The following is a 19,532-nucleotide window of genomic DNA, read 5'->3' as shown; positions in this document are numbered from 1 at the left end:
TAAACAAAGGATGATGTTCCATGAAATATGAATGGCGGAAAAAAGAAAAAGAACTATACCTGCCTTCTGCCAAACCAACTAAGATTGTTGTACCACCGTTGAAATACTTTACATTAATGGGAAAAGGAAATCCTAATAGCGAAGCTTTTAAGGAAAGTGTTGAGGCTTTATATGCATTATCTTATGCAATACGAATGCTCCCGAAAAAAGGAACAACCCCCGAGGGTTATTATGAATATACTGTTTTTCCTTTAGAGGGTGTTTGGGACTTGGATGAAGTTGGAAGACAATTAAAACAGCTAGACAAAGACAGGTTGGTTTATAAACTAATGATTCGACAGCCAGATTTTGTGTCAGATGATTTATTTTCAATGGCGAAAGAATTAACTGCAAAAAAAATCTCAGAGGACTTGTTATTATCTGCTAAGTTTGAAGAAATTGAAGAGGGCTTATGTGTCCAATGTATGCACATAGGAGATTATGACAGTGAACCTGAAACATTTTCAAAAATGCATGACTTTTGTTCTGCCAATAATATAACCCGTACAGACAAAAGGCATCGTGAAATATACATAAGTGACCCAAGAAAAACTGAAGCAACAAAATTAAAAACAGTACTTAGATTTAAGGCAAAGTAACGTATGGATTATTAGTCATCCATGCAAGCAAAACAACCAGCATATTTCAGCTGGTTGTTTGTTTAATTGTATGGACTAAAGTATTTAAAAACTGATGTATTAACTGAAAGGCCTCATGAATAGTCAGATTCTCTGTATACCCATCCACATAATTCAGGGCAAAATTTAAATCCCATAAGCCATCATCATAGCTAAACATTAGATCAAACTTTGCTTCATCGCCCTGTAAAGAGTTATTCAGCTGTTCCTTTAACATCTTTTCAAACTTTTTTTGAAGCTTTAATCCAAGCATGACATCGTATGTACCAAAAACATCATCAGCCTCAAGTGACACACCCTCAACACCAATTTGTTCAAACAATTTAGACTCTACATAAATAAATTCATTTTTATGTTCTTTTAGGTATGTAATCGTCTGGTTTAAAAAATTGGACGATTCATTGGCAATCATCGTTTCAGTTTCCTTGCTGCATCGTTCAATATAAGCATCAGTAAAATTTGAGTTTAATTTGTTTTCCATTTAATATCCTCCTATTAAAACAATCCCACTTTAACTATATAGTTATGTAAAATAAAAAAGCAAATTTTCAACAATAAAAAACGTCTAAACTCACATGGAGTTTAGACGAGAAGTATCATACTAGTTTTCAGCTAGTTTATTTACTACTTTTTTTTCTGCTGGGTTTTCCTCTATAGTATCTTCTGCTTGTTTCGCACGTTTCATAAAGAATGCAAGGATTAGGGCAACAGCAGCAATAAAGACGGACACGAAAAAGGCAAAATTGATGCCGTCTAACGTGGCACTCATCATAATTTGTTGCTTCATTTGAGCTAAGGCTGCCTCCGTTGGCTGCTCAGTCAAGTTTGCCATAGCTGCTTCACCTAACTCTTTAGCCTTTGACTCTGCGCGGTTTGACATGACAGTTACCAAAAGGGCAGTTCCGATTGCTCCAGATACTTGCTGAAGTGTATTGTTCATGGCAGTACCATGTGGGTAAAAACGCGCTGGCAATTGATTTAACCCATTTGTAGAAACTGGCATCATCACCATCGACATCCCCAACATTCGAACTGAATATAAAAGCAATAATTGTGTATACGTTGTTTCAAGTGATAATTGGCTGAATAGATAGCTGGTTACTACGGTGATGACTAAACCAATTATAGCTAAAATGCGTCCGCCAAATTTGTCGAACAGTTTCCCTGTAACTGGTGACATAAGCGCCATTATGATTGCTCCTGGAAGCATCAGTAGACCTGCATCCAACGGAGAAATACCGCGTATTGTTTGAACATAAATCGGCAGCAAAAGCATCCCCGAAAACATGGCCATCGTAAGCACCATTGAGATAACCGATGATAATGCAAACATTGGGTACCTAAAGATTCTATAATTAAGCATAGGCTGATCTTGTTTTAGTTGACGTAAGATAGACACTAGTAATGAAATAGCTCCAATAGCAATCGTCAAATAAACTTGTGGACTGTCCCAGCCTTGCTTTCCGGCTGAACTGAACCCATAAAGTAAGCCGCCAAATCCCACGCTTGTAAGTAAAACAGATAAGAAATCAAGTCGAATATCAACTTTTTCTTTTTTATCCTTTAATAAGAAGAAACCGATTAATAGAACAATCACGGCAATTGGTGTTACAAAGTGGAACAACATTCTCCAGTCATAGTGTTCGATTAACCAACCAGATAATGTTGGTCCAATTGCAGGTGCCCCCATTAAAACTAATCCAAAAACCCCCATTGCAGCTCCCCTTTTCTCAATAGGGAAGCTTACTAACATGACATTCATTAAAAGTGGCATCATTATCGCTGAACCCGCTGCCTGCGTCATCCTGCCTGTTAATAAAACCGGAAATACATGTGCCATCCCAGCAAGGATGGTTCCTGCTGTAAATAAGCCCATGGCAACTAAGAAAAGTTTTCGTACAGAATATTTTTGAATTAAAAATGCAGTAGTTGGTATTAATATTCCATTTACTAACATAAATCCAGTTGTTAACCATTGCACAGTTGAAGCATCTACTTCTAAATCAGCCATTATGGATGGAAGTGCAATATTAAGTAAAGTGTTATTTAAAAAAGCAATAAATGCCCCAATCATCAGGATTACAATAATCCCGTATGGGGGACGTTTTGTTTCATTTTTACTGTGTTCCATGTTTATATACCCCCTATAAACCCTTTGTACATTTTTTTATACCGTTGTTTCATGCTTTATAATAATATACCGGTTGTTCATTTTTTGCAATAAAAAAACACTACAAAATTATGGGTTTGTAATAGGTACCTTAATAATGTAGTATATTTTTATACAGGTAGTATAATTCAGATAATAGGTGATAAAGTGAACGAACGTAAGCAGCATGTTATAAATAAAGCTCATCAGTTATTTATTGAAAAAGGATTTCAAGCCACATCGATTCAAGATATTTTAGATTTTAGCGGTATCTCAAAAGGGACTTTTTACAAATACTTCTCATCTAAGAGCGAATTATTAATCGCCATTTATAAAACGATTTTTAAAAAGCTAGCAAAGGATAGAAATGATTTATTAATTGGGAAAAATCCTTCAGATATCGAGATTTTTATTAAACAAATCGAATTGCAAATGATATCTAATAGGAAAAATAAATTAATTGCACTTTATGAGGAAGTCATGGCAACAAATGATGCTGATTTAAAACAATACATTCGTATTAGCCGGCTTCGTTCACTTAGGTGGATGGTTCAAAGGTTTATTGATATTTTTGGTGAGAAGAATAAGCCATACTTATTAGATTGCGCCATTATGTTCCAGGGATTTTTACAGAATAATCTCCAATACAATCGGATGGCGACAGATTCAAATGAGAAAATAAGTGATGTTGTCAGATATAGTGTGAACCGTTTAGTAAATATGGTTAATGAAGTGACCGAGGCTGGAGAGCAAATCCATGAACCAGAGCTTTTAGACAAATGGCTTCCTGGAAAACATAAAAATAATCATGAATTAATTGACCAATTTTTTAAAATAGTGGGTCCAATGAGGAATTCCATATCAAAACACTTTCCTGATAAAAATGACCAGGAAAGGTATCACGAACTGTTAGATTTCATTCAAGAAGAATTCATGCATACCAGAGCACCAAGAAAATACTTAATCGAAAGCACCATCCAAACATTACAAAACAACCCAGCTTTTATTTGGAAAAAAGACCTGCTACAGCTTAATCAAATCATAACCGTTTTCTTTCAACAATTAGAGCAAGAGGAAGAAGAATAATAAAAAGTAGATTTTTTAAGACTGAGCGTTTGCCTATGCATTTCTAAGTAGTTTTACGTAAATTAGTAAAAACAATGGTTTGTTTTACTATTTTGAGGAGGAGCAGGTAGTTACTGCTTTAAAAACTACAGGAGGGTGCATCAATGGAAGATTTAATAGCAGACATGAATCAAACACCAGATAAAAAGAGTAAAGGATCTATATTTGATTCTTTCAAGTTCTGGGGTCAAGGACCACTGCATAGGAAATTTATAAATGAATCTATAAATGAAGTTATAGATGAAATTCCAATTAAGATTGAAAGTGAAGATTCAAAAGAGCAACCCCAGAAACAAAGCTCGAATACATCAAGTCCCAGCAATGTTAAACACTTCGATACAATAAGCGGAAATCACATCATATCAAGGGGTTGGGATGGAAATAATATGTGGGAATTTAAAATAAGAAGGAAATAAATTTTGAAACAAAAAAGGAATGGAGCACAAAAGCCCCTTCCTTTTTTGGTTATTCTTGATTTACAAAAGTACTCGGCATTACTACTGCAATAACCTCGCCTCGGGCACAAAGTACATGATCGGCAAATACCTCTGTCTCTACCCTAAATTTCTTAGGGTGTATCTCATGAACGACTCCAATGGCCTTTAATGGTACTCCATGGGGTGTCGGTTTAACAAAGTCGACCTTCAATGAAGCGGTTACAAATCTAGGAGGCTCAGTTCCGTCACCTTCCTCACAGCCATTTTTTCTATGTAGTGCTAAAGATGCTGACCCTGTACCATGACAATCAATTAGAGAGGCAACGATGCCGCCATAAACAAATCCCGGAAGTGCTATATGCTCGGGTTCTGGCGAATAAATCGTTACTGTTTTTTCCCCTACCCATCCTGTCCGAAAATGGTGTCCGTCCTGATTTAACCTGCCACAGCCGTAACACCAGGCGAAATCATCAGGGTATTCATCTTGAATTGCATTATGTACCTTTTCTTCCATTTGACATTCCCCCTTTTCAGAAAATTATAACATATCAATTACTTTTCATGAATGGTCATTATTTTGGTTCAACATGAACATGTACGTCATAAACCTTATGTTTTGCAATTAATTCATCTTCTACTTTTGTAGCAATATCATGGGCATTTTTAACATCTAATGTGGAATTAACAAGGATGACAACATCAACAACAACGTTATTCCCGTAATTTCTAGCTTTAATTTCTTTCACACCCTTTACGCCCTGACAATGATGGATGGTCTGTTTATATATTTCTATTTCCTTTTCATCAAAACCATCAGTTAAATAGAGAGAGGCTTCTTTAAAAATGTCCCAGGCAGTTTTACAAATGAGGAATCCCACGATGACTGCTGCTAGAGGATCTAGCCATGGCAGACCAAACTGTGCTCCGATAATACCAATGAACGTCCCGACGCTTACCCATGCATCAGAGAGATTATCCTTAGCTGCAGCCATGACGGATTGACTATTTATTTCTGTTGCTAGTTTTTTATTATACCGATAAACAAAGTACATAACGAAAGCACATAATAATCCCGTCCAGGCGGAAATTACGTCCGGAGATTCCTTTTGTGCGTAGAAAATACTAAAAATAGCATCGTATGCAACCTTCAGACCTACTGCCATCATAATAAAAGAGGCAACCATAGAAGCTACGGTTTCGGCTTTCCAATGTCCATAGGGGTGGTCATCATCCGCTGGCCTTTGTGATAATTTAAGTCCAATTAGAACAGCAACAGATGCTATGATATCCGTTACATTGTTTAATCCATCTGCTTTCAATGCCTCGGAATTTGCAAAATAACCAACTGCTAATTTCAATGCAGACAAACATATATAGGCAATAATGCTTATAATTGCTCCGCGCTCTCCTCTTTTTAAATCCAAAAATCCTTGTTCTTCAATCATTTCACTCACCCACTTCTTTTCCCTATATATATTATTGAACAAAAACATCTAGTGGGTCTAGAGAAACCTTTTTCACCTGTTCGAAATATATATCATGTATGAAAAAAAGTTGGGATTGGTAAACATTAAAGTAGACTAAACCTTGAAATTAAGCTAGTAGTTAAGTATTCTAAGAACATATTCAACGAAATGAAGGATGTGTTGAACCTGCGATTAAATAAATTTATATCTGAATCCGGAAAAACCTCAAGGCGCGGTGCAGATAAATGGATAGAAGAAGGAAGAGTCACAATAAACGGAAAAGTGGCAAAGGTTGGCAGTCAAGTAGAGCCCGGTGATATAGTTCGTGTAAATGGTGAAACCATTAGGGTAGCCAAAAACTATGTCTACATAGCCTTAAATAAACCGGTCGGGATTACAAGTACTACTGAAAAACATATCAAAGGCAACATTGTTGATTTAGTCAATCACCCACTACGAATTTTTAATATTGGAAGACTAGATAAAGATTCAGATGGGTTAATCCTCCTTACGAATGATGGAGATATTGTTAATGAAATACTTCGTGCGGAGAATAAGCACGAAAAAGAATATATAGTTACGGTGGATAAGCCAATTACTTCGGAGTTTTTAAAGAAGATGTCTGAAGGAGTTAGAATCCTTGATACGAAAACTCTTCCATGTAAAGTGGAGCAATTATCTAAGTATGTTTTTAAGATTATCCTAACACAAGGGTTAAATCGTCAAATTCGACGGATGTGCTCGGCTCTCGGTTATTCTGTTGTTCGTCTCCAGAGAATTCGGATTATGAATATTAACTTAGGAAACCTCCCTATTGGTCAATGGAGAGATTTAACGAAGAAAGAAAAGAATCAATTATTTAGTGATCTTAATTATGAACCTAGAGAATGGTGAAAAAATGGAGTCAAACCTTAAATGGTGTGACTCCATTTTTTTAGTTGCTATAATTTTCAAATAATATATGATATTACTTAGATACACGAAAGATTAATAGGAGGCGATACTTAATGGAAAAGACTGTAGAAAAACGGCTGACCCGATCAATGGTTCCAGAGGAACTAACTTGGAATCTTTATGATCTATTTACATCAGAGCAGGCATGGGAAAAAGAACTTGAAGTGATTGAAACAGATATTGTAAAGATTGAGGTATTTAAAGGGACATTACATACTAGTTCAAAAGATTTAACATCTTGCTTGATTGCTCAGGAAAATTTATTAATGAAAATGGTCAAGGCAGCAACGTATGCAAGCTTGAAACAATCCGCGGATGGGACAGATCCTATTAATCAGTCAAATTCAGCGAAATTATCGGCATTACGGACAAAAATGGTTGCCGCATTATCATTTATTAATTCAGAGATTCTTTCACTAGAAGATGGAACGATTGAAAAATACCTTCAAGAGAATCCGGACCTTCAACCTTTTCGAAAAGATTTACTCGAGCTGCTCGAAACGAAAAAACATCGACTTTCACCCGAAACGGAAGAGGTTTTAGCTGCTTTAGGTGAGGTACATGGTGCCCCTTATACCATTTATAGCATGGCTAAATTAGCAGACATGGACTTTGCTCCTATCGTGGATAGTGAGGGAAATGAATTACCGGTATCCTTTGCATTATTTGAAAACCGCTACGAGTTTTCTTCCGATACAGAAACACGCAGAAAAGCCTATGACTCTTTCGTTTCAACACTAAAACAATATAAAAACACAATCGCAGCTGCCTATTCAGCTGAAGTGAAAAAACAAGTAACTCTTTCTCGATTTAGAAACTATCAGTCAGTTGAACAAATGCTCTTAGAACCACATCAGGTAACACTTGATATGTACAACAACCAGATTGATATTATTTTTAAAGAGCTGGCTCCTCATATGCGCCGCTTTGCAAAGTTGAAGAAAAAGGCATTAGGTCTTGATGTTATGAAGTTTTGTGATTTGAAAGCACCCTTAGATCCTGACTTTAATCCAGAGACAACCTATAAAGAAGCTAGTCAGCTTATTTTAGAATCTTTAAAGGTGATGGGACCAGAATATAGTGAAATTATTGAAAAGGGCTTCAAAGAGAGATGGGTGGATCTTGCGGACAATATCGGGAAATCCACTGGCGCCTTCTGCTCAAGTCCCTATGGATCGCACCCCTACATTTTGGTTACATGGCAGGATAATATGCGCGGCTGTTTTACCCTGGCACATGAATTTGGGCATGCAGGTCATTTCTACTGGGCGAACAAAAATCAAAGAATCATGAATGTTCGTCCATCCATGTATTTCATTGAAGCTCCATCTACCATGAATGAGCTTTTATTAGGACAGCACCTATTAGCCAATAATCAAGACAAACAAATGCGCCGCTGGGTCGTTCTTCAGTTGCTAGGAACGTATTATCATAATTTTGTTACCCATCTTCTAGAGGCAGAATATCAACGCAGGGTTTATGCATTAGCTGAAAGCGGAAAAGCACTTACTGCTAATTCTCTATCTGAATTGACTAGGAATGTACTTTCTGAGTTCTGGGGAGACACTGTGGAAATCGATGAAGGTGCAAGCCTAACTTGGATGCGTCAGCCTCACTATTACATGGGCTTGTATCCATATACCTATTCTGCCGGCTTGACCGCTTCTACTGCAGTGGCACAATTGATTCAGGAAGAAGGTCAGCCTGCTGTTGACCGCTGGCTCGAGGTACTTCGTGCAGGTGGAACAATGAAACCTCTTGAGCTACTAAAACACGCTGGTGTTGATATGTCGACACCTGAGCCAGTCCGTAAAGCAGTAGCATATGTTGGTTCATTAATAGATGAATTAGAAAATTCATACAAATAAAAGAAGTGACAGGCAACCTCCAATTTTCTGGATGGCTCCTGTCACTTTTATACTTATCATTTACTTTATTCCCCAGTGCCTACTTCTTCATAGTTCCCCTTCCAAAGAGCATAACCGAGCCAGATTAATGCAACTCCCGCAAGTGGTTGGGCTACGGTTGACCCAAAAGGAATAAATTCTAAAATGGGTACCAATGCTAATAAAAGTGCACCGCCTCTAGGCAGGATTGCTTTCCAGGCAGTCACGAGTCCAAATAATAACATACCCCCAAAAAAAGTAAACATCGATAACATCATACCCATATTTATCATCTCGGGAGGAGAACCTGACAATATTTCTGGTGCAACCTCTTCCAAGGCAGGCACTACGAATGCTCCTACCCAGCCAAACCCTGCCCATAACACCGCTCCAATAAAAGAAATAATAAAAATAATAAAACCAAAAATTCCAATAGCATTCATTTGTCGTAGGTAAATCCCTACAAGTGCTAATAGTAAAAATGCCATTCCAATTAAGTTAAGGTAAGAACCAATTGCCTCTAAAGAAGAAATATTATACCAAATAGCCATAGAAAGGAATAGAACCCCTGTAATGATTGAACTTACTCCAGTAAATCGTAAAAAGGATGTTAAATTCACCTAAATACACCTCTTCCAATTAATTTTTCTCATACTTGGAAATCCGTGCTCACACCCAACAAGATTACTGAATAGTACAAAATGACAGATCATCACATCCTTTATGCTTTTTGTCAGCCCCCCCTTCTTGAATTAATTTGCTAAAAAATGGAGTACAATAAAGCTTACGTTAGGAAAATGAAAATCATGATAATAATTTTTATTGTAAAAACATGGGAAAATATGGTTCCTATAAAAATAACAAGTCCATCACAATAATAATTTGGAGGACTCTTTATTTTTCAAAAAAATGATTAAATTTCATTGTGATAATAATGTAACTCTAACGCACTTCTTATTTCATCAGGAATAGGTTCAGATTTTTGGGTTTTGAGATTAAAGTTTACGTACGTTACCGTATCTTTCGCGCATATCTGACCATCCTGATGGATTTCTTCATATAATACTAAACTAGAATTACCAATCTTTTTAACCCATACGTAAATCTCAACAGCTCTCCCAAAATAGATTTGCTTCAAATAATCTACGTTCATATTTAATATAATCATCTTCCAATTTACGAATGAAGCATCTGGGGTAAACAATTTAAATATATCGTTCCGCCCCGCTTCAAACCAAACAGGAATCGTTGTATTGTTGATATGACCTACACCATCTGTTTCAGATACACGAGGCTCAATGATTTTTTTATACATAGTATACTCGTCCTTTCAAACTAACAATTGGATAATACTCCATCGAAAGCGTTTCGATAGATTTTCTCGATGGTTTCAATCGTCAATGGTTTTGGACTTCTATTTAATAGCCTTTTTTGTTTTATTCCGTTTTCTGCTAATACCATAATGTCTGCTCTTTGGATATGGTAGGATTCTAGGGTTGTTGGCAATCCAACATCTTGAACTAAATCTAGTAAACTTCGGACCACATCTTTAGCTAATTCACGATCACTTTTTCCATCAGAAGGCAGTTTAAAAATCTCTGCTACTTTGACCATTTTATCCACACAGGCGTGCCAAATATCATCGTAAACATATGGTAGCAAGACGGCATTCGATTCCCCGTGCGGCAGTTTAAACAATCCGCCTAATGGATAGGCAAGGGCATGCACAGCTGCAACCCCGGCGTTATAAAAGCTTAAACCTGCTAATAAACTTCCGAGGGCCATTTGTTCCCTAGCTGCTTTATCCTTGCCATTCCAAACAGCAGTTCTAATGTTGCCAACGATTCTGCGCATCGCTTCTAATGCCAGTGTGTCTGTTAACGGAGTTGCGTTAATGGAAGTATACGCCTCTAATGCATGTGTAAAGGCATCTATTCCGCTTGCAGCCGTAACTCTTGGTGGAAGCGTGTATGTCAGAACAGGATCTACAATCGCATAATCCGCAAGTAAAAATTCATGTGTAATGACATCCTTTGTCTCTTCTAACGAATACACGGCAATGTCTGTAACCTCTGCACCAGTGCCTGCTGTACTAGGGATCAATATCTTGGGAAGTCCCCTGCGAGAAAACTTCTTACCTCCGCTCAAATTTAAGTAATCCTGCACATAGCCCTCATTTTCCGCCAAAACTGCTCCAGCCTTCGCTAAGTCTAGTGCACTGCCGCCGCCAACCCCAATTACTAACTCAGCTTTACTTTTTCTAATCTCATCAACGATCTGATTTCCAACTTCTAAAGAGGGCTCAGGTACAACTTGGGTTGATAAATCCACACGAATACTTTGTTGCTCTAATAGCAGTAGAATAGGTTCAATTACTCCCAAATCTTTTAATACTGGATCTGTAAGGAGAAAAACCTTTTTACAAGAGTATACCTTTATAATATCTGCCAATTTATTAAGTGAACCTTCACCATGATAGATATGCATCGGTGAAACAAATTGAAACATCTACCCATCCCCTTTTTAAATTTATATCTTCACTTATGTTAATCGATAATATTTTATACCACTATACAGAGTATTCTGAATGTTCTGTTATCATATAGCGAAATGCTTGATAACTATGTCCACTCCAGGCGTACAAATGTACACGAGCGGTGCCTGTCACCAAATAATGGCACCACACAATGTCTCCATATACTGTCTCCATATAATGTCAGCAACTAATAATGAAACTATCTTCCTATATACTCGTATATATAGAGACTCAGTAAAAAGACAATAGATTATAAAGGGGAATTGGTTATGGGGAATATGTTTTTGTTTGTGCTGATTGTTGCTATTGTGTCTGCTCTTGTTCTTATACCGATTTATAGGGATGATAAGTCTGCCGATAGGAAAAGTAATAAAAAGAGTTCTAAAGGTGATAGAAGGCTTTTTCCCGGAGTAATTATCGCTGTTATAGTAGTTTTGATTCCTTCTGTTTTTGTTTACTATTATTTTACAAATTTTGATAGGAATACCTCATCTTTATGGGTGTTTGCGATTATTATTACTGCGTTAGGTGCCATACTATCCACTGGATTGGAAAGAAAAGTAAAAGCACTGCTATTTGCAGTCAGCTTAATCTTTGGAATTTACTTTCTCACTGCCTTTCTATTTAATGCGGATGAAAAATATGAGATTGCTCAAATGGAGCAGGAAGTGGAAATTAAGTCCTTTGACGAGAAAGAAACACCTGCTAGTGTACCACCTGAATTTGCAAGAAATAAAATGAAAAAAGCTTTTGGTCAAGTGCCAAATACGAGCTATTATGAACTGGGAAATCTTCAAATTCAAAAGGTAAAAGGAGATTATGTCTACATAGCGCCTGTTGAGTTCTCTGGTTTTTTCAAATGGTGGAAAGGGAAAGAAACACCTGGTTATTTCACATTAAGTGCAACTGATTCTTCTGCTAATCCAAAATTTATTAAATCAGAAATGATCTATACCCCTTCTTCATACTTTAATAAGGCCATTGAGCGCCATATTCGTATGCAGTTGCCGAAACATATTTTCTATGGTGATGTTCAATTAGAAATTGATGATGAAGGTAAACCTTTTTATATCCGTTCCTACGGAGAATTTATTTCTGCTCGAAATGGGTTTGATGTTAAAGGTGTTGTTGTCGTGGATTCCAGAAATGGCGATACAAAGTCGTATTCGATATCTGAAGTTCCAGAATTTATTGATGGTGCTGTATCACCAGAAATTGTCAGCTTGCAAAATAGTTACTTCGGAAATTATATTCACGGATTTTGGAATAGCCTATTCGGTAAATCAGATGTAAAACTTCCTTCTGATGAAGGTACTGAGGCGAATGTTAGCCCGATATTCGACCAAAATGGTGTAATGTATTATTTCACTGACTTCACAAGCCCTAAAGAAGGTGTCGATTCCATGCTAGGCTACTCGCTGACAAACTCGCGTACGGGTGAAGCGACCTATTATTCAGGGAATCCTGAAGAATCCTATATGGATTCGCAAGGTGCCTTACAAATTATTGAAAAGAAATTCATTGAAAAGAAATGGCATGGTGAATTGCCTGTTATCTATAACTTCTATGGAGAGGCAAGCTGGTTGACACCTGTACTGGATTCTAATGGATTTTTGCAGAATTACTTTATCGTTTCAGCCGCTAATCCAGAAATTTCGGTGTTTGGGGTTACCCCAAATGAAGCTTTAAAACAGTATAAAACGGCCCTTCAAAGAGGCGGCGGTTCAGTTGATGGAAGTTCAAAAGCGGATGAAAAACAGATCTCAGGTACAGTACTCCGTGTATATAAGGAAAAGTCAGGGGATTTCACCGTTGTTTCATTCCTTTTAGACAACAAGAAAAGCTATATCCTTTCCTCTGAAAAAGAACCATTGGTCATTTACTTAAAAGAAGGAGACAAAGTAAATGTCACCTACTTGGATACGGATGAAGACTTCCTTCCAGCAAAAGAAATTGTAATCGAAGGATTAGAATAAAAAAATATTATAAATAAACGGCACCCTCCATTTGGATGGTGCCTGTTTTTGGAAAAAATTTATAATAGTGACTCCGCACCATCAATGTAAATTTCTGTTCCAGTAATATGATTGGATTGCTTTGATGCTAAAAATAAGACTAGCTCTGCAACTTGTTCGGGCTTTCCTGGATGATGCTCAAGGGGTTGGCTTCCCTCTGGGTAATTAATCGGTATTTCAATTTCCTTTAATTCTTCTTTTTCTTTCCAAGTGTTTTCCCCTATATGAGTTTCGATTCCACCTGGGCAAATAATGTTAACACGAATACGATATTTGGCTAACTCAAGGGCAGCCATCTTTCCAAATCCCATTTGTCCAATTTTCGAAGTACTATAAGCCGACATCCCAAAGTTTCTATATACACGATTACCATTAATAGAGCTCGTGATAATCACACTTCCGCCTTTTTCTTTCATATAAGGAATAGCATATTTAATAGTTAAAAAAGTACTTTTAAGATTATTAGAAATGGTCAGGTCCCAATCATCCGGTGACAAATCTTCAATCGGCGCAACAACACCATTTATTCCTGCATTGGCAAAAACGATATCCAGTCTGCCCCATTTCTCCATAACCATGCTATACCCTTTTTCCATGTCTTCCACTGAAGAAACATTGGCTTCAACTATTAGTGCCTCGCTCCCATTATCCTCAACTAACTGTTTAATCTCTTTACAATTTTCAGGGTGCAAATCGACTAAGGCAACTTTTGCTCCGTTTTCAGCTAATGTTAATGCTGCAGAACGGCCAATTCCTGAGCCTGCACCTGTTATAAATGCTACTTGACCTTGTAATAATAGTTCCAATATTTCGCCCCATCCTTTTTTACCTTATAATCCCCTTTTCAGCGAGGAACCATTCATAGTAAAACAGGTTATGATTTACTCGGTCTTACTTCTCTCGTTGTCAGCACTTGTAATGCATCCCTTACATCTCTTGCAAACTCGATAGGACGATCTATTTTTTCAAAATGAATGTACATGAGCCTTGGATTTTCAAAAAGCCAGTGATTATGAAAAGCAGTCACTATTATATTATGTTCACGAAGAATACTGATAAATGGGTTCAGTTCTTCTTGGAGAATGACTGTTTCACCGCTGCATAGTGCCCTGCCGTCTGAAGAGAGCGATTCAAACACAAACATTTGCGGCAAAGCTAGAAAGGATCTTGTTCTTCTGCCTAGTATTCGCGCCATTATATTTGTACGGGAATTCATCACCATACAAACACCATCTTCGAACGTGCTCATCCCTCCAAGAATATCGCTAAATTCTTCGCACAGTTCCTCTGCCCTTCTATTTGTTACCTGTCGAGCCCGACCCGAACGACCCATGTTCCGCGTAGTTAGTACATCTAGTGCATCACGGACCTTTCTTGCAAAGTCCAATGGCTCGTCAATAGATTCGAAGTGAATATACATTAAGCGCGGTTCATCAAAAAGCCAGTGATTGTGTAAGGCAGTCACAATGATATCATCTTCTCGCAGCCTAGAAATAAATGGATTAACCTCATCTTGGAGGATGACGGTTTCCCCAAGACATAATGCTCTTCCTTCTCCGTTTATACCTTCAAAAGAAAATGCCTGTGGCACAAACATAAAGGATTCAGCCCGACGGCCCAATACAACCGGATGGATGTTTGTTCGTGATCTAGTTGCAGTACATACCCCATTGATGACGGAAGGAGTTGCGCCTAATATCCTTGCAAATTCCTGGCAAAGCGCACTCGGCTCCATGCTATTCATATTGTTCAAAACTAATCATCTCCTGATAGAAATTCTCTCAGGATAAGCTATTCCAAAAGTCAATTATAGTCAGGGCTTATACCCAATTTAAGTAATGTCTAAACAGAAAAGGCACCATCAAAAAATGACAGTGCCTTTAATCTCCACAAATCCTTTTAATAAAATGTTATCGCTTTTGCAGTAAACTTTGATAGGCGGAAGATGTTCTAACTTCAACGGTGAGAGTACCATTTCCATTGTAAATCGCCTTAATCAGGAACGGGACACCCGCTGTATTCTTAAATTGAAAATCTTTTCCACCATATGAAACTGTTGCATCCCGCCCTGAAGGTACATACCCCACTGTCAAAGAATGATGGTGCCATTCTACATATTCGATGGCTAATTGATCAACTGCATTAAATAGGGTTGAAGATGTTTGACAAATACCGCCGCCAATTCCCATGACCAATTCCTTATTCACAATTTCTTGAGCAGGCTGATAACCATGTGCAGCATCACTTGGTCCCACTGTATGATTAAAGGAGAAAATATCCCCTGTTCCAATAATGACATTATCGATAGCCTGCGCAGACAGTTCGATATTTTTGTTTCTCCCTGTTATGCTCGGATTAAATTTAGTTGTATAAGTTGCAACCACCACTTCAGATAAATGGGCTGCGTCTTCAGGTTTATAGCCACTTTCAGTAACATAGATTGGCAGAAGAACATCGCCGCCATTGACTGAAGCCTCGATTACCTTCATCACAAGTTCTGCTTCCTCGAGAACTACTCTTGGTTTCCCTTTAATAACCTGACCGTTTGCATCAATTTTATCCAGTATCATCTTTGAGTCATAACCAGGAGTCGTATCTGTTCCCCTTGCTAACTCTTTAGCCCATTGCTCAAGCTCCTGCTTATATTTTTCATTGTCACTTCCAAAACCCATATCTACTGGAATGAGACTTTTTAAAACGGTTTTTGTACTTGGGTCAATGACATTTACCACCTTCGGCTTTTTTGCTTCTTCCTCTGCTATTCTCTTTGCTTCCGCTTCTTCAGCGGCTTTCTTTGCCGCTTCCTCTGCAGCCTTTTGCTCTTCAAGCTTCTTCTCTAGTTCTGTTACTTTGTTCTCAAGATCTGCTTCCTTGCCATTTGTTTTCTCCGCACAGCCTGCTAATCCTATTAAACTGCCAATTAATATGAATGAAATCACCCAGGTCCGTATAGCCATTAACAACTTCTCCTCTTTTCCCAAAATCTCGTCATCCCCAACGAAACACTTTTGAATATTCAGAAAAAGAATTTCGCTCTCATTCTCTTAATCTATTCCACCTTCAGACACAAAATTCCTGCTAACTACCTGTTATAAATTCCTTAAATTGGATACACTTATTAGACGGATTTCATCATAATTGGTTTCAAGAAATTTTTTAAAAGATTTTTACAAGATAAAGAACAAAAGAGATTTATATATATATCACCGGGATTTATGGTAGCAAATACAAGACTCTATATGATCATTTACCATCCCCGTCGCTTGCATAAAGGCATAACAAATGGTTGACCCAACAAATTTAAAGCCGCGTTTTTTCAAATCCTTGCTTAACCTGTCACTAATATCCGTTGTAGCCGGAACTTCGGATAAATCAATAAAGTGATTTTTTATCGGTTTACCATCTACAAAAGACCAAATATACTTACTGAAAGAACCAAACTCTTCACTTACCTTCAAGAATGCCTTTGCGTTTGTAATGACTGCATTTATTTTTAGTTTATTTCTAACAATTCCTTCATTCTGTAAAAGTTCTTCGATTTTCTTTTCATCATAATTAATAATTTTACTTGGTTCAAAATGGTCAAATGCTTTGCGGTAATTTTCCCTCTTCTTCAAAATCGTGTACCAGCTTAATCCCGCTTGAGCACCTTCTAAGTTCAAATACTCAAATAGTAATCGATCATCATACACAGGGACGCCCCATTCATGATCATGATAATCAATATATAGTGGATCCTGTTTCACCCAACCGCATCTTTTCATTTCATAATTACCTCCATATTTGCTCTTATTAAACAAACTTAACTTTTTCCACCATATTAATCAACATTTTACAAAAAAAAACAGCCACCGAATTATGACTGCTTTCATTACCTTATGATTTTAATATTCGGCAGATATTTTCCGCTGCAAATTCTAAATTTGCTTCACCTGATTTAAGTGCTTCATCTAAATAAGAAACGCCTTTTAATATACCAATAATAGACGTAAATCCGTGTTCATAAAGCGGTTCAACACCATTACCGATTCTTCCTGCAAATGCAATTACTGGAATGGAGTATTTCCTTGCAATCGAAGCTACGCCAAAAGGTGTCTTTCCAAACAACGTTTGCCCGTCGATGCTGCCTTCCCCAGTAAAAACATAATCTGCTCCTACCATTTTATCCTCAGCGAAAAGCAATTGTTGTTAAAAGTAATGTAAATAAAGACATCCCCCTTCACGAACAGGAATTCATCTTCCGTCTAAATCCCAATCTAACTCTTTTCATTGTTCCAATCCAAAGCGAACTAATAAAACGGATTGAAAAAAGTTTGGAAAATAGTGATTTTAAAATTGGATTAGGAAATCCATATACTCACGTGGCTACATCCGTGCACGAAGCAAAAAGGGCGATTGAAACCGCAGAAAAACTTGGAATGAATCAAATTCACTACTATTATAAAGATCTAAAATTCATAGATTATTTAACAAACAAAGACAACTCCCTTAATGAGATGAATCATTTTTACCAAGAGCTTGAAGAGAATCCAAAAGGACGCGAACTAGTAGAAACTCTCATTAGCTATATCACAAACAGCGGTGATATGAATGCCATTTCAAAAGAGCTTCATATTCATCGAAACAGTCTTGCCTACAGATTACAAAGAATTGAAATTCTAACGAATAAAAACCCAAAGAAATTCACCGATTTATTTGAGCTATTTACCGGCTATGTTTTATATAAAATGAAATCCTATTAATGAAAAACAGACTTCACAATACCGTGAAGGGTTCCGTTTTGAGGTGCTTTTCTTAGAATACGTGCCAAATGGCAGTAGTATTGGAATCGTTATTGGTATAAATAAAAGTAAAACTTGCCATAATTGGCGAATTCTTTATTTGGAATACAAAAACTTATTTATATAAATATAACCTCACTTCCTTGTGATACTGTTCACCGTAGTGCATCAAAATGAGGTTCTCATGGATTTTTGAGATAAAACTCACTCCCTTTTAAGATGTCTTGTCCTTAATCAGTAACCAGCAAAAGTATAATAAGCGGAGATTTTCTGGTTAGATGCAGAATGTGGCTCGTTTCGGGGGATATAAGGGGAGGTTTTCCGGTTATTCAAAGCAATATCCCCCATTATAACGTTTTTCGATTCAATAGGCGGAATCTCTCCGTCTATTGAAGCTAATTTCCAAGCTATTTACTAAATAAGCGAAATTTTTCCGTCTATTTATCAGATCGGATGTTTAACCTTATCCCCCAACCGAAATGAGCGGACCGTGAAGGCGGTTTTTTGCTGCTTAACCAATTATTGAAATGATTCCTATCCCAATTATGGCAATAACAGATAAGTGCAATCCATTGAATCGCAAACCCGTTTGAACCCCCGAAATTCCAGCAAATCGGCTTACCATTAAATTCAAACCGGAAAATGGACTTAACGCTGTTGATATTGACCAAGTCAATAATAGCAAAAGCGCAAGACTAATATTACTTATACCAATTTCTGCAGCATTTAATTGCATGGCCAAAGCCCCTACTGCGGCAATTTGGTGAATTCCAATATACGTTATACTTAATACAATCACCATAACGGCTAAAGCAAATAAAATGAAGGATTGCTGTGCTAAATTGGTTAGGAATTGACTAACACCATTTGCAGCGGCAGTCCCTTTCATTGCGAAGGCCAACATCCCAGCACTCATAAATAACATAATTTCATTGTTCAACATCAATACTGTTCGATCTCGAAAGTCAACCAATGGCGGGATGAGCTCTTTCCAGCGTTTAGATTGTAGTCCAAACAGTAGTGGAATTAAGATTGAAACAAGACAAACAATAACAATCATCGACCAGTTCGTAATATTTTCGATTACTAAGCAAGAACCAATTAAAATGATAACAAAGAATACTAATTTAAATAGTTGATTTCGGTCTCTTTTTTCTAAAGTCACCAAATTGCCTGACTCTTTTGGGAGTGGGTGTCGTTTCTCCCAGATGGCAAACAGAATGTTACCAATTACTAAGGAAAGTAAAGATAACCCGATTCCAAAAATAATATAATCCTTGTATGCTATATTCAGATAATGCAATACAAGTGAAACCGAGGCAAAGTATGGCGACCACATAACTGCAGTGGAGAACCCAACCAGATATCCCTTTGCTGACAATGCAGAGGGCAGCTTAAGTTCCTCTAAAAATTCATTTATGATTCTCACCGATCCTAAGTTTAGAATAGGAGTTAGAAAAAACAACGTACCAGTGATACCAGCATAAAATTTCTTTGGCTGTTGTA

20 protein-coding genes are annotated in these 19,532 nt (G+C 37.3%); 7 read left to right on the top strand and 13 right to left on the bottom strand.

Going from position 1 to position 19,532, the window contains the following annotated elements; genetic code table 11:
- Positions 1-20 precede the first annotated feature (20 nt).
- Positions 21-638, top strand: coding sequence for a GyrI-like domain-containing protein (locus CHI06_RS02485; protein WP_095246838.1), 618 nt, complete (start codon positions 21-23; stop codon positions 636-638).
- Between the two features lie 46 nt (positions 639-684).
- Here the strand turns inward: CHI06_RS02485 and CHI06_RS02480 are convergent, their stop codons facing one another.
- Together CHI06_RS02480 and CHI06_RS02475 are read right to left on the bottom strand one after the other, a co-directional pair.
- Positions 685-1,158, bottom strand: a complete 474-nt coding sequence (locus tag CHI06_RS02480; protein ID WP_095246837.1) for a branched-chain amino acid aminotransferase — start codon at positions 1,156-1,158, stop codon at positions 685-687.
- Positions 1,159-1,278: 120 nt separating this feature from the next.
- Positions 1,279-2,808, bottom strand: a complete 1,530-nt coding sequence (locus CHI06_RS02475) for a DHA2 family efflux MFS transporter permease subunit (RefSeq protein WP_095246836.1) — start codon at positions 2,806-2,808, stop codon at positions 1,279-1,281.
- Positions 2,809-2,994: 186 nt separating this feature from the next.
- Between CHI06_RS02475 and CHI06_RS02470 the strand changes: the two genes are divergently transcribed.
- The gene (locus CHI06_RS02470; protein WP_095246835.1) at positions 2,995-3,912 is read left to right on the top strand and encodes a TetR/AcrR family transcriptional regulator; all 918 of its coding nucleotides are present in this window, start codon (positions 2,995-2,997) and stop codon (positions 3,910-3,912) included.
- A 143-nt stretch (positions 3,913-4,055) separates the two neighbouring features.
- Positions 4,056-4,367 (top strand): hypothetical protein, encoded by a 312-nt coding sequence (locus tag CHI06_RS02465; protein ID WP_095246834.1) that lies wholly within the window; start codon positions 4,056-4,058, stop codon positions 4,365-4,367.
- Positions 4,368-4,416: 49 nt separating this feature from the next.
- On the opposite strand, the gene CHI06_RS02460 is transcribed toward CHI06_RS02465, so the two are convergent.
- Both CHI06_RS02460 and CHI06_RS02455 read right to left on the bottom strand, forming a co-directional pair.
- Positions 4,417-4,902 carry a PaaI family thioesterase gene (locus tag CHI06_RS02460; protein WP_095246833.1) on the bottom strand — a complete coding sequence of 162 codons (486 nt, stop codon included), beginning with the start codon at positions 4,900-4,902 and terminating at the stop codon, positions 4,417-4,419.
- A 58-nt stretch (positions 4,903-4,960) separates the two neighbouring features.
- Positions 4,961-5,830, bottom strand: a complete 870-nt coding sequence (locus CHI06_RS02455; protein WP_095246852.1) for a cation diffusion facilitator family transporter — start codon at positions 5,828-5,830, stop codon at positions 4,961-4,963.
- Between the two features lie 201 nt (positions 5,831-6,031).
- On the opposite strand from CHI06_RS02455, the gene rluF reads away from it, so the two are divergent.
- Positions 6,032-6,748 carry a 23S rRNA pseudouridine(2604) synthase RluF gene (gene rluF / locus CHI06_RS02450; RefSeq protein ID WP_095246851.1) on the top strand — a complete coding sequence of 239 codons (717 nt, stop codon included), beginning with the start codon at positions 6,032-6,034 and terminating at the stop codon, positions 6,746-6,748.
- Between the two features lie 113 nt (positions 6,749-6,861).
- Positions 6,862-8,676 (top strand): oligoendopeptidase F, encoded by a 1,815-nt coding sequence (pepF, locus tag CHI06_RS02445; RefSeq protein ID WP_095246832.1) that lies wholly within the window; start codon positions 6,862-6,864, stop codon positions 8,674-8,676.
- A 65-nt stretch (positions 8,677-8,741) separates the two neighbouring features.
- On the opposite strand, the gene CHI06_RS02440 is transcribed toward pepF, so the two are convergent.
- The 3 genes from CHI06_RS02440 to CHI06_RS02430 form a co-directional block, all read right to left on the bottom strand.
- Complete coding sequence (locus CHI06_RS02440) at positions 8,742-9,314, bottom strand: hypothetical protein (RefSeq protein WP_095246831.1); 573 nt, start codon at positions 9,312-9,314, stop codon at positions 8,742-8,744.
- A 293-nt stretch (positions 9,315-9,607) separates the two neighbouring features.
- Positions 9,608-10,009, bottom strand: coding sequence for an acyl-CoA thioesterase (locus CHI06_RS02435; protein WP_095246830.1), 402 nt, complete (start codon positions 10,007-10,009; stop codon positions 9,608-9,610).
- A gap of 20 nt (positions 10,010-10,029) precedes the next feature.
- The gene (locus CHI06_RS02430; RefSeq protein ID WP_095246829.1) at positions 10,030-11,202 is read right to left on the bottom strand and encodes an iron-containing alcohol dehydrogenase; all 1,173 of its coding nucleotides are present in this window, start codon (positions 11,200-11,202) and stop codon (positions 10,030-10,032) included.
- Positions 11,203-11,499: 297 nt separating this feature from the next.
- Between CHI06_RS02430 and CHI06_RS02425 the strand changes: the two genes are divergently transcribed.
- Positions 11,500-13,206: a hypothetical protein gene (locus CHI06_RS02425; protein WP_095246828.1), complete on the top strand. Its 1,707-nt coding sequence runs from the start codon at positions 11,500-11,502 to the stop codon at positions 13,204-13,206.
- A gap of 59 nt (positions 13,207-13,265) precedes the next feature.
- On the opposite strand, the gene CHI06_RS02420 is transcribed toward CHI06_RS02425, so the two are convergent.
- The 5 genes from CHI06_RS02420 to CHI06_RS02400 all read right to left on the bottom strand — a co-directional run bounded on the left by CHI06_RS02420 (position 13,266) and on the right by CHI06_RS02400 (position 17,406).
- Positions 13,266-14,051 (bottom strand): SDR family oxidoreductase, encoded by a 786-nt coding sequence (locus tag CHI06_RS02420; protein WP_095246827.1) that lies wholly within the window; start codon positions 14,049-14,051, stop codon positions 13,266-13,268.
- A gap of 68 nt (positions 14,052-14,119) precedes the next feature.
- Positions 14,120-14,989 (bottom strand): DUF1259 domain-containing protein, encoded by an 870-nt coding sequence (locus CHI06_RS02415; protein WP_095246850.1) that lies wholly within the window; start codon positions 14,987-14,989, stop codon positions 14,120-14,122.
- Positions 14,990-15,155: 166 nt separating this feature from the next.
- A complete protein-coding gene (locus tag CHI06_RS02410; protein WP_095246826.1) occupies positions 15,156-16,202 on the bottom strand; it encodes a VanW family protein in 1,047 nt (348 codons plus the stop codon).
- A gap of 246 nt (positions 16,203-16,448) precedes the next feature.
- On the bottom strand, positions 16,449-17,009 hold the full coding sequence (locus CHI06_RS02405) for a DNA-3-methyladenine glycosylase I (RefSeq protein WP_095246825.1): 561 nt from the start codon (positions 17,007-17,009) through the stop codon (positions 16,449-16,451).
- Between the two features lie 112 nt (positions 17,010-17,121).
- Positions 17,122-17,406, bottom strand: coding sequence for a glycerate kinase (locus CHI06_RS02400; protein WP_095246849.1), 285 nt, complete (start codon positions 17,404-17,406; stop codon positions 17,122-17,124).
- A 152-nt stretch (positions 17,407-17,558) separates the two neighbouring features.
- On the opposite strand from CHI06_RS02400, the gene CHI06_RS02395 reads away from it, so the two are divergent.
- Positions 17,559-17,987 (top strand): PucR family transcriptional regulator, encoded by a 429-nt coding sequence (locus tag CHI06_RS02395; protein ID WP_095246824.1) that lies wholly within the window; start codon positions 17,559-17,561, stop codon positions 17,985-17,987.
- A gap of 550 nt (positions 17,988-18,537) precedes the next feature.
- On the opposite strand, the gene CHI06_RS02390 is transcribed toward CHI06_RS02395, so the two are convergent.
- Positions 18,538-19,455, bottom strand: coding sequence for a hypothetical protein (locus CHI06_RS02390; protein WP_142300917.1), 918 nt, complete (start codon positions 19,453-19,455; stop codon positions 18,538-18,540).
- Positions 19,456-19,532 lie beyond the last annotated feature (77 nt).

Origin of the sequence: Bacillus sp. 7884-1, from assembly GCF_002272245.1 — a bacterium.
Classification (GTDB): domain Bacteria; phylum Bacillota; class Bacilli; order Bacillales; family Cytobacillaceae; genus Neobacillus.
The sequence above is the reverse complement of the archived record's forward strand: the minus strand, read 5'-3'. Positions and strand labels throughout refer to the sequence as shown.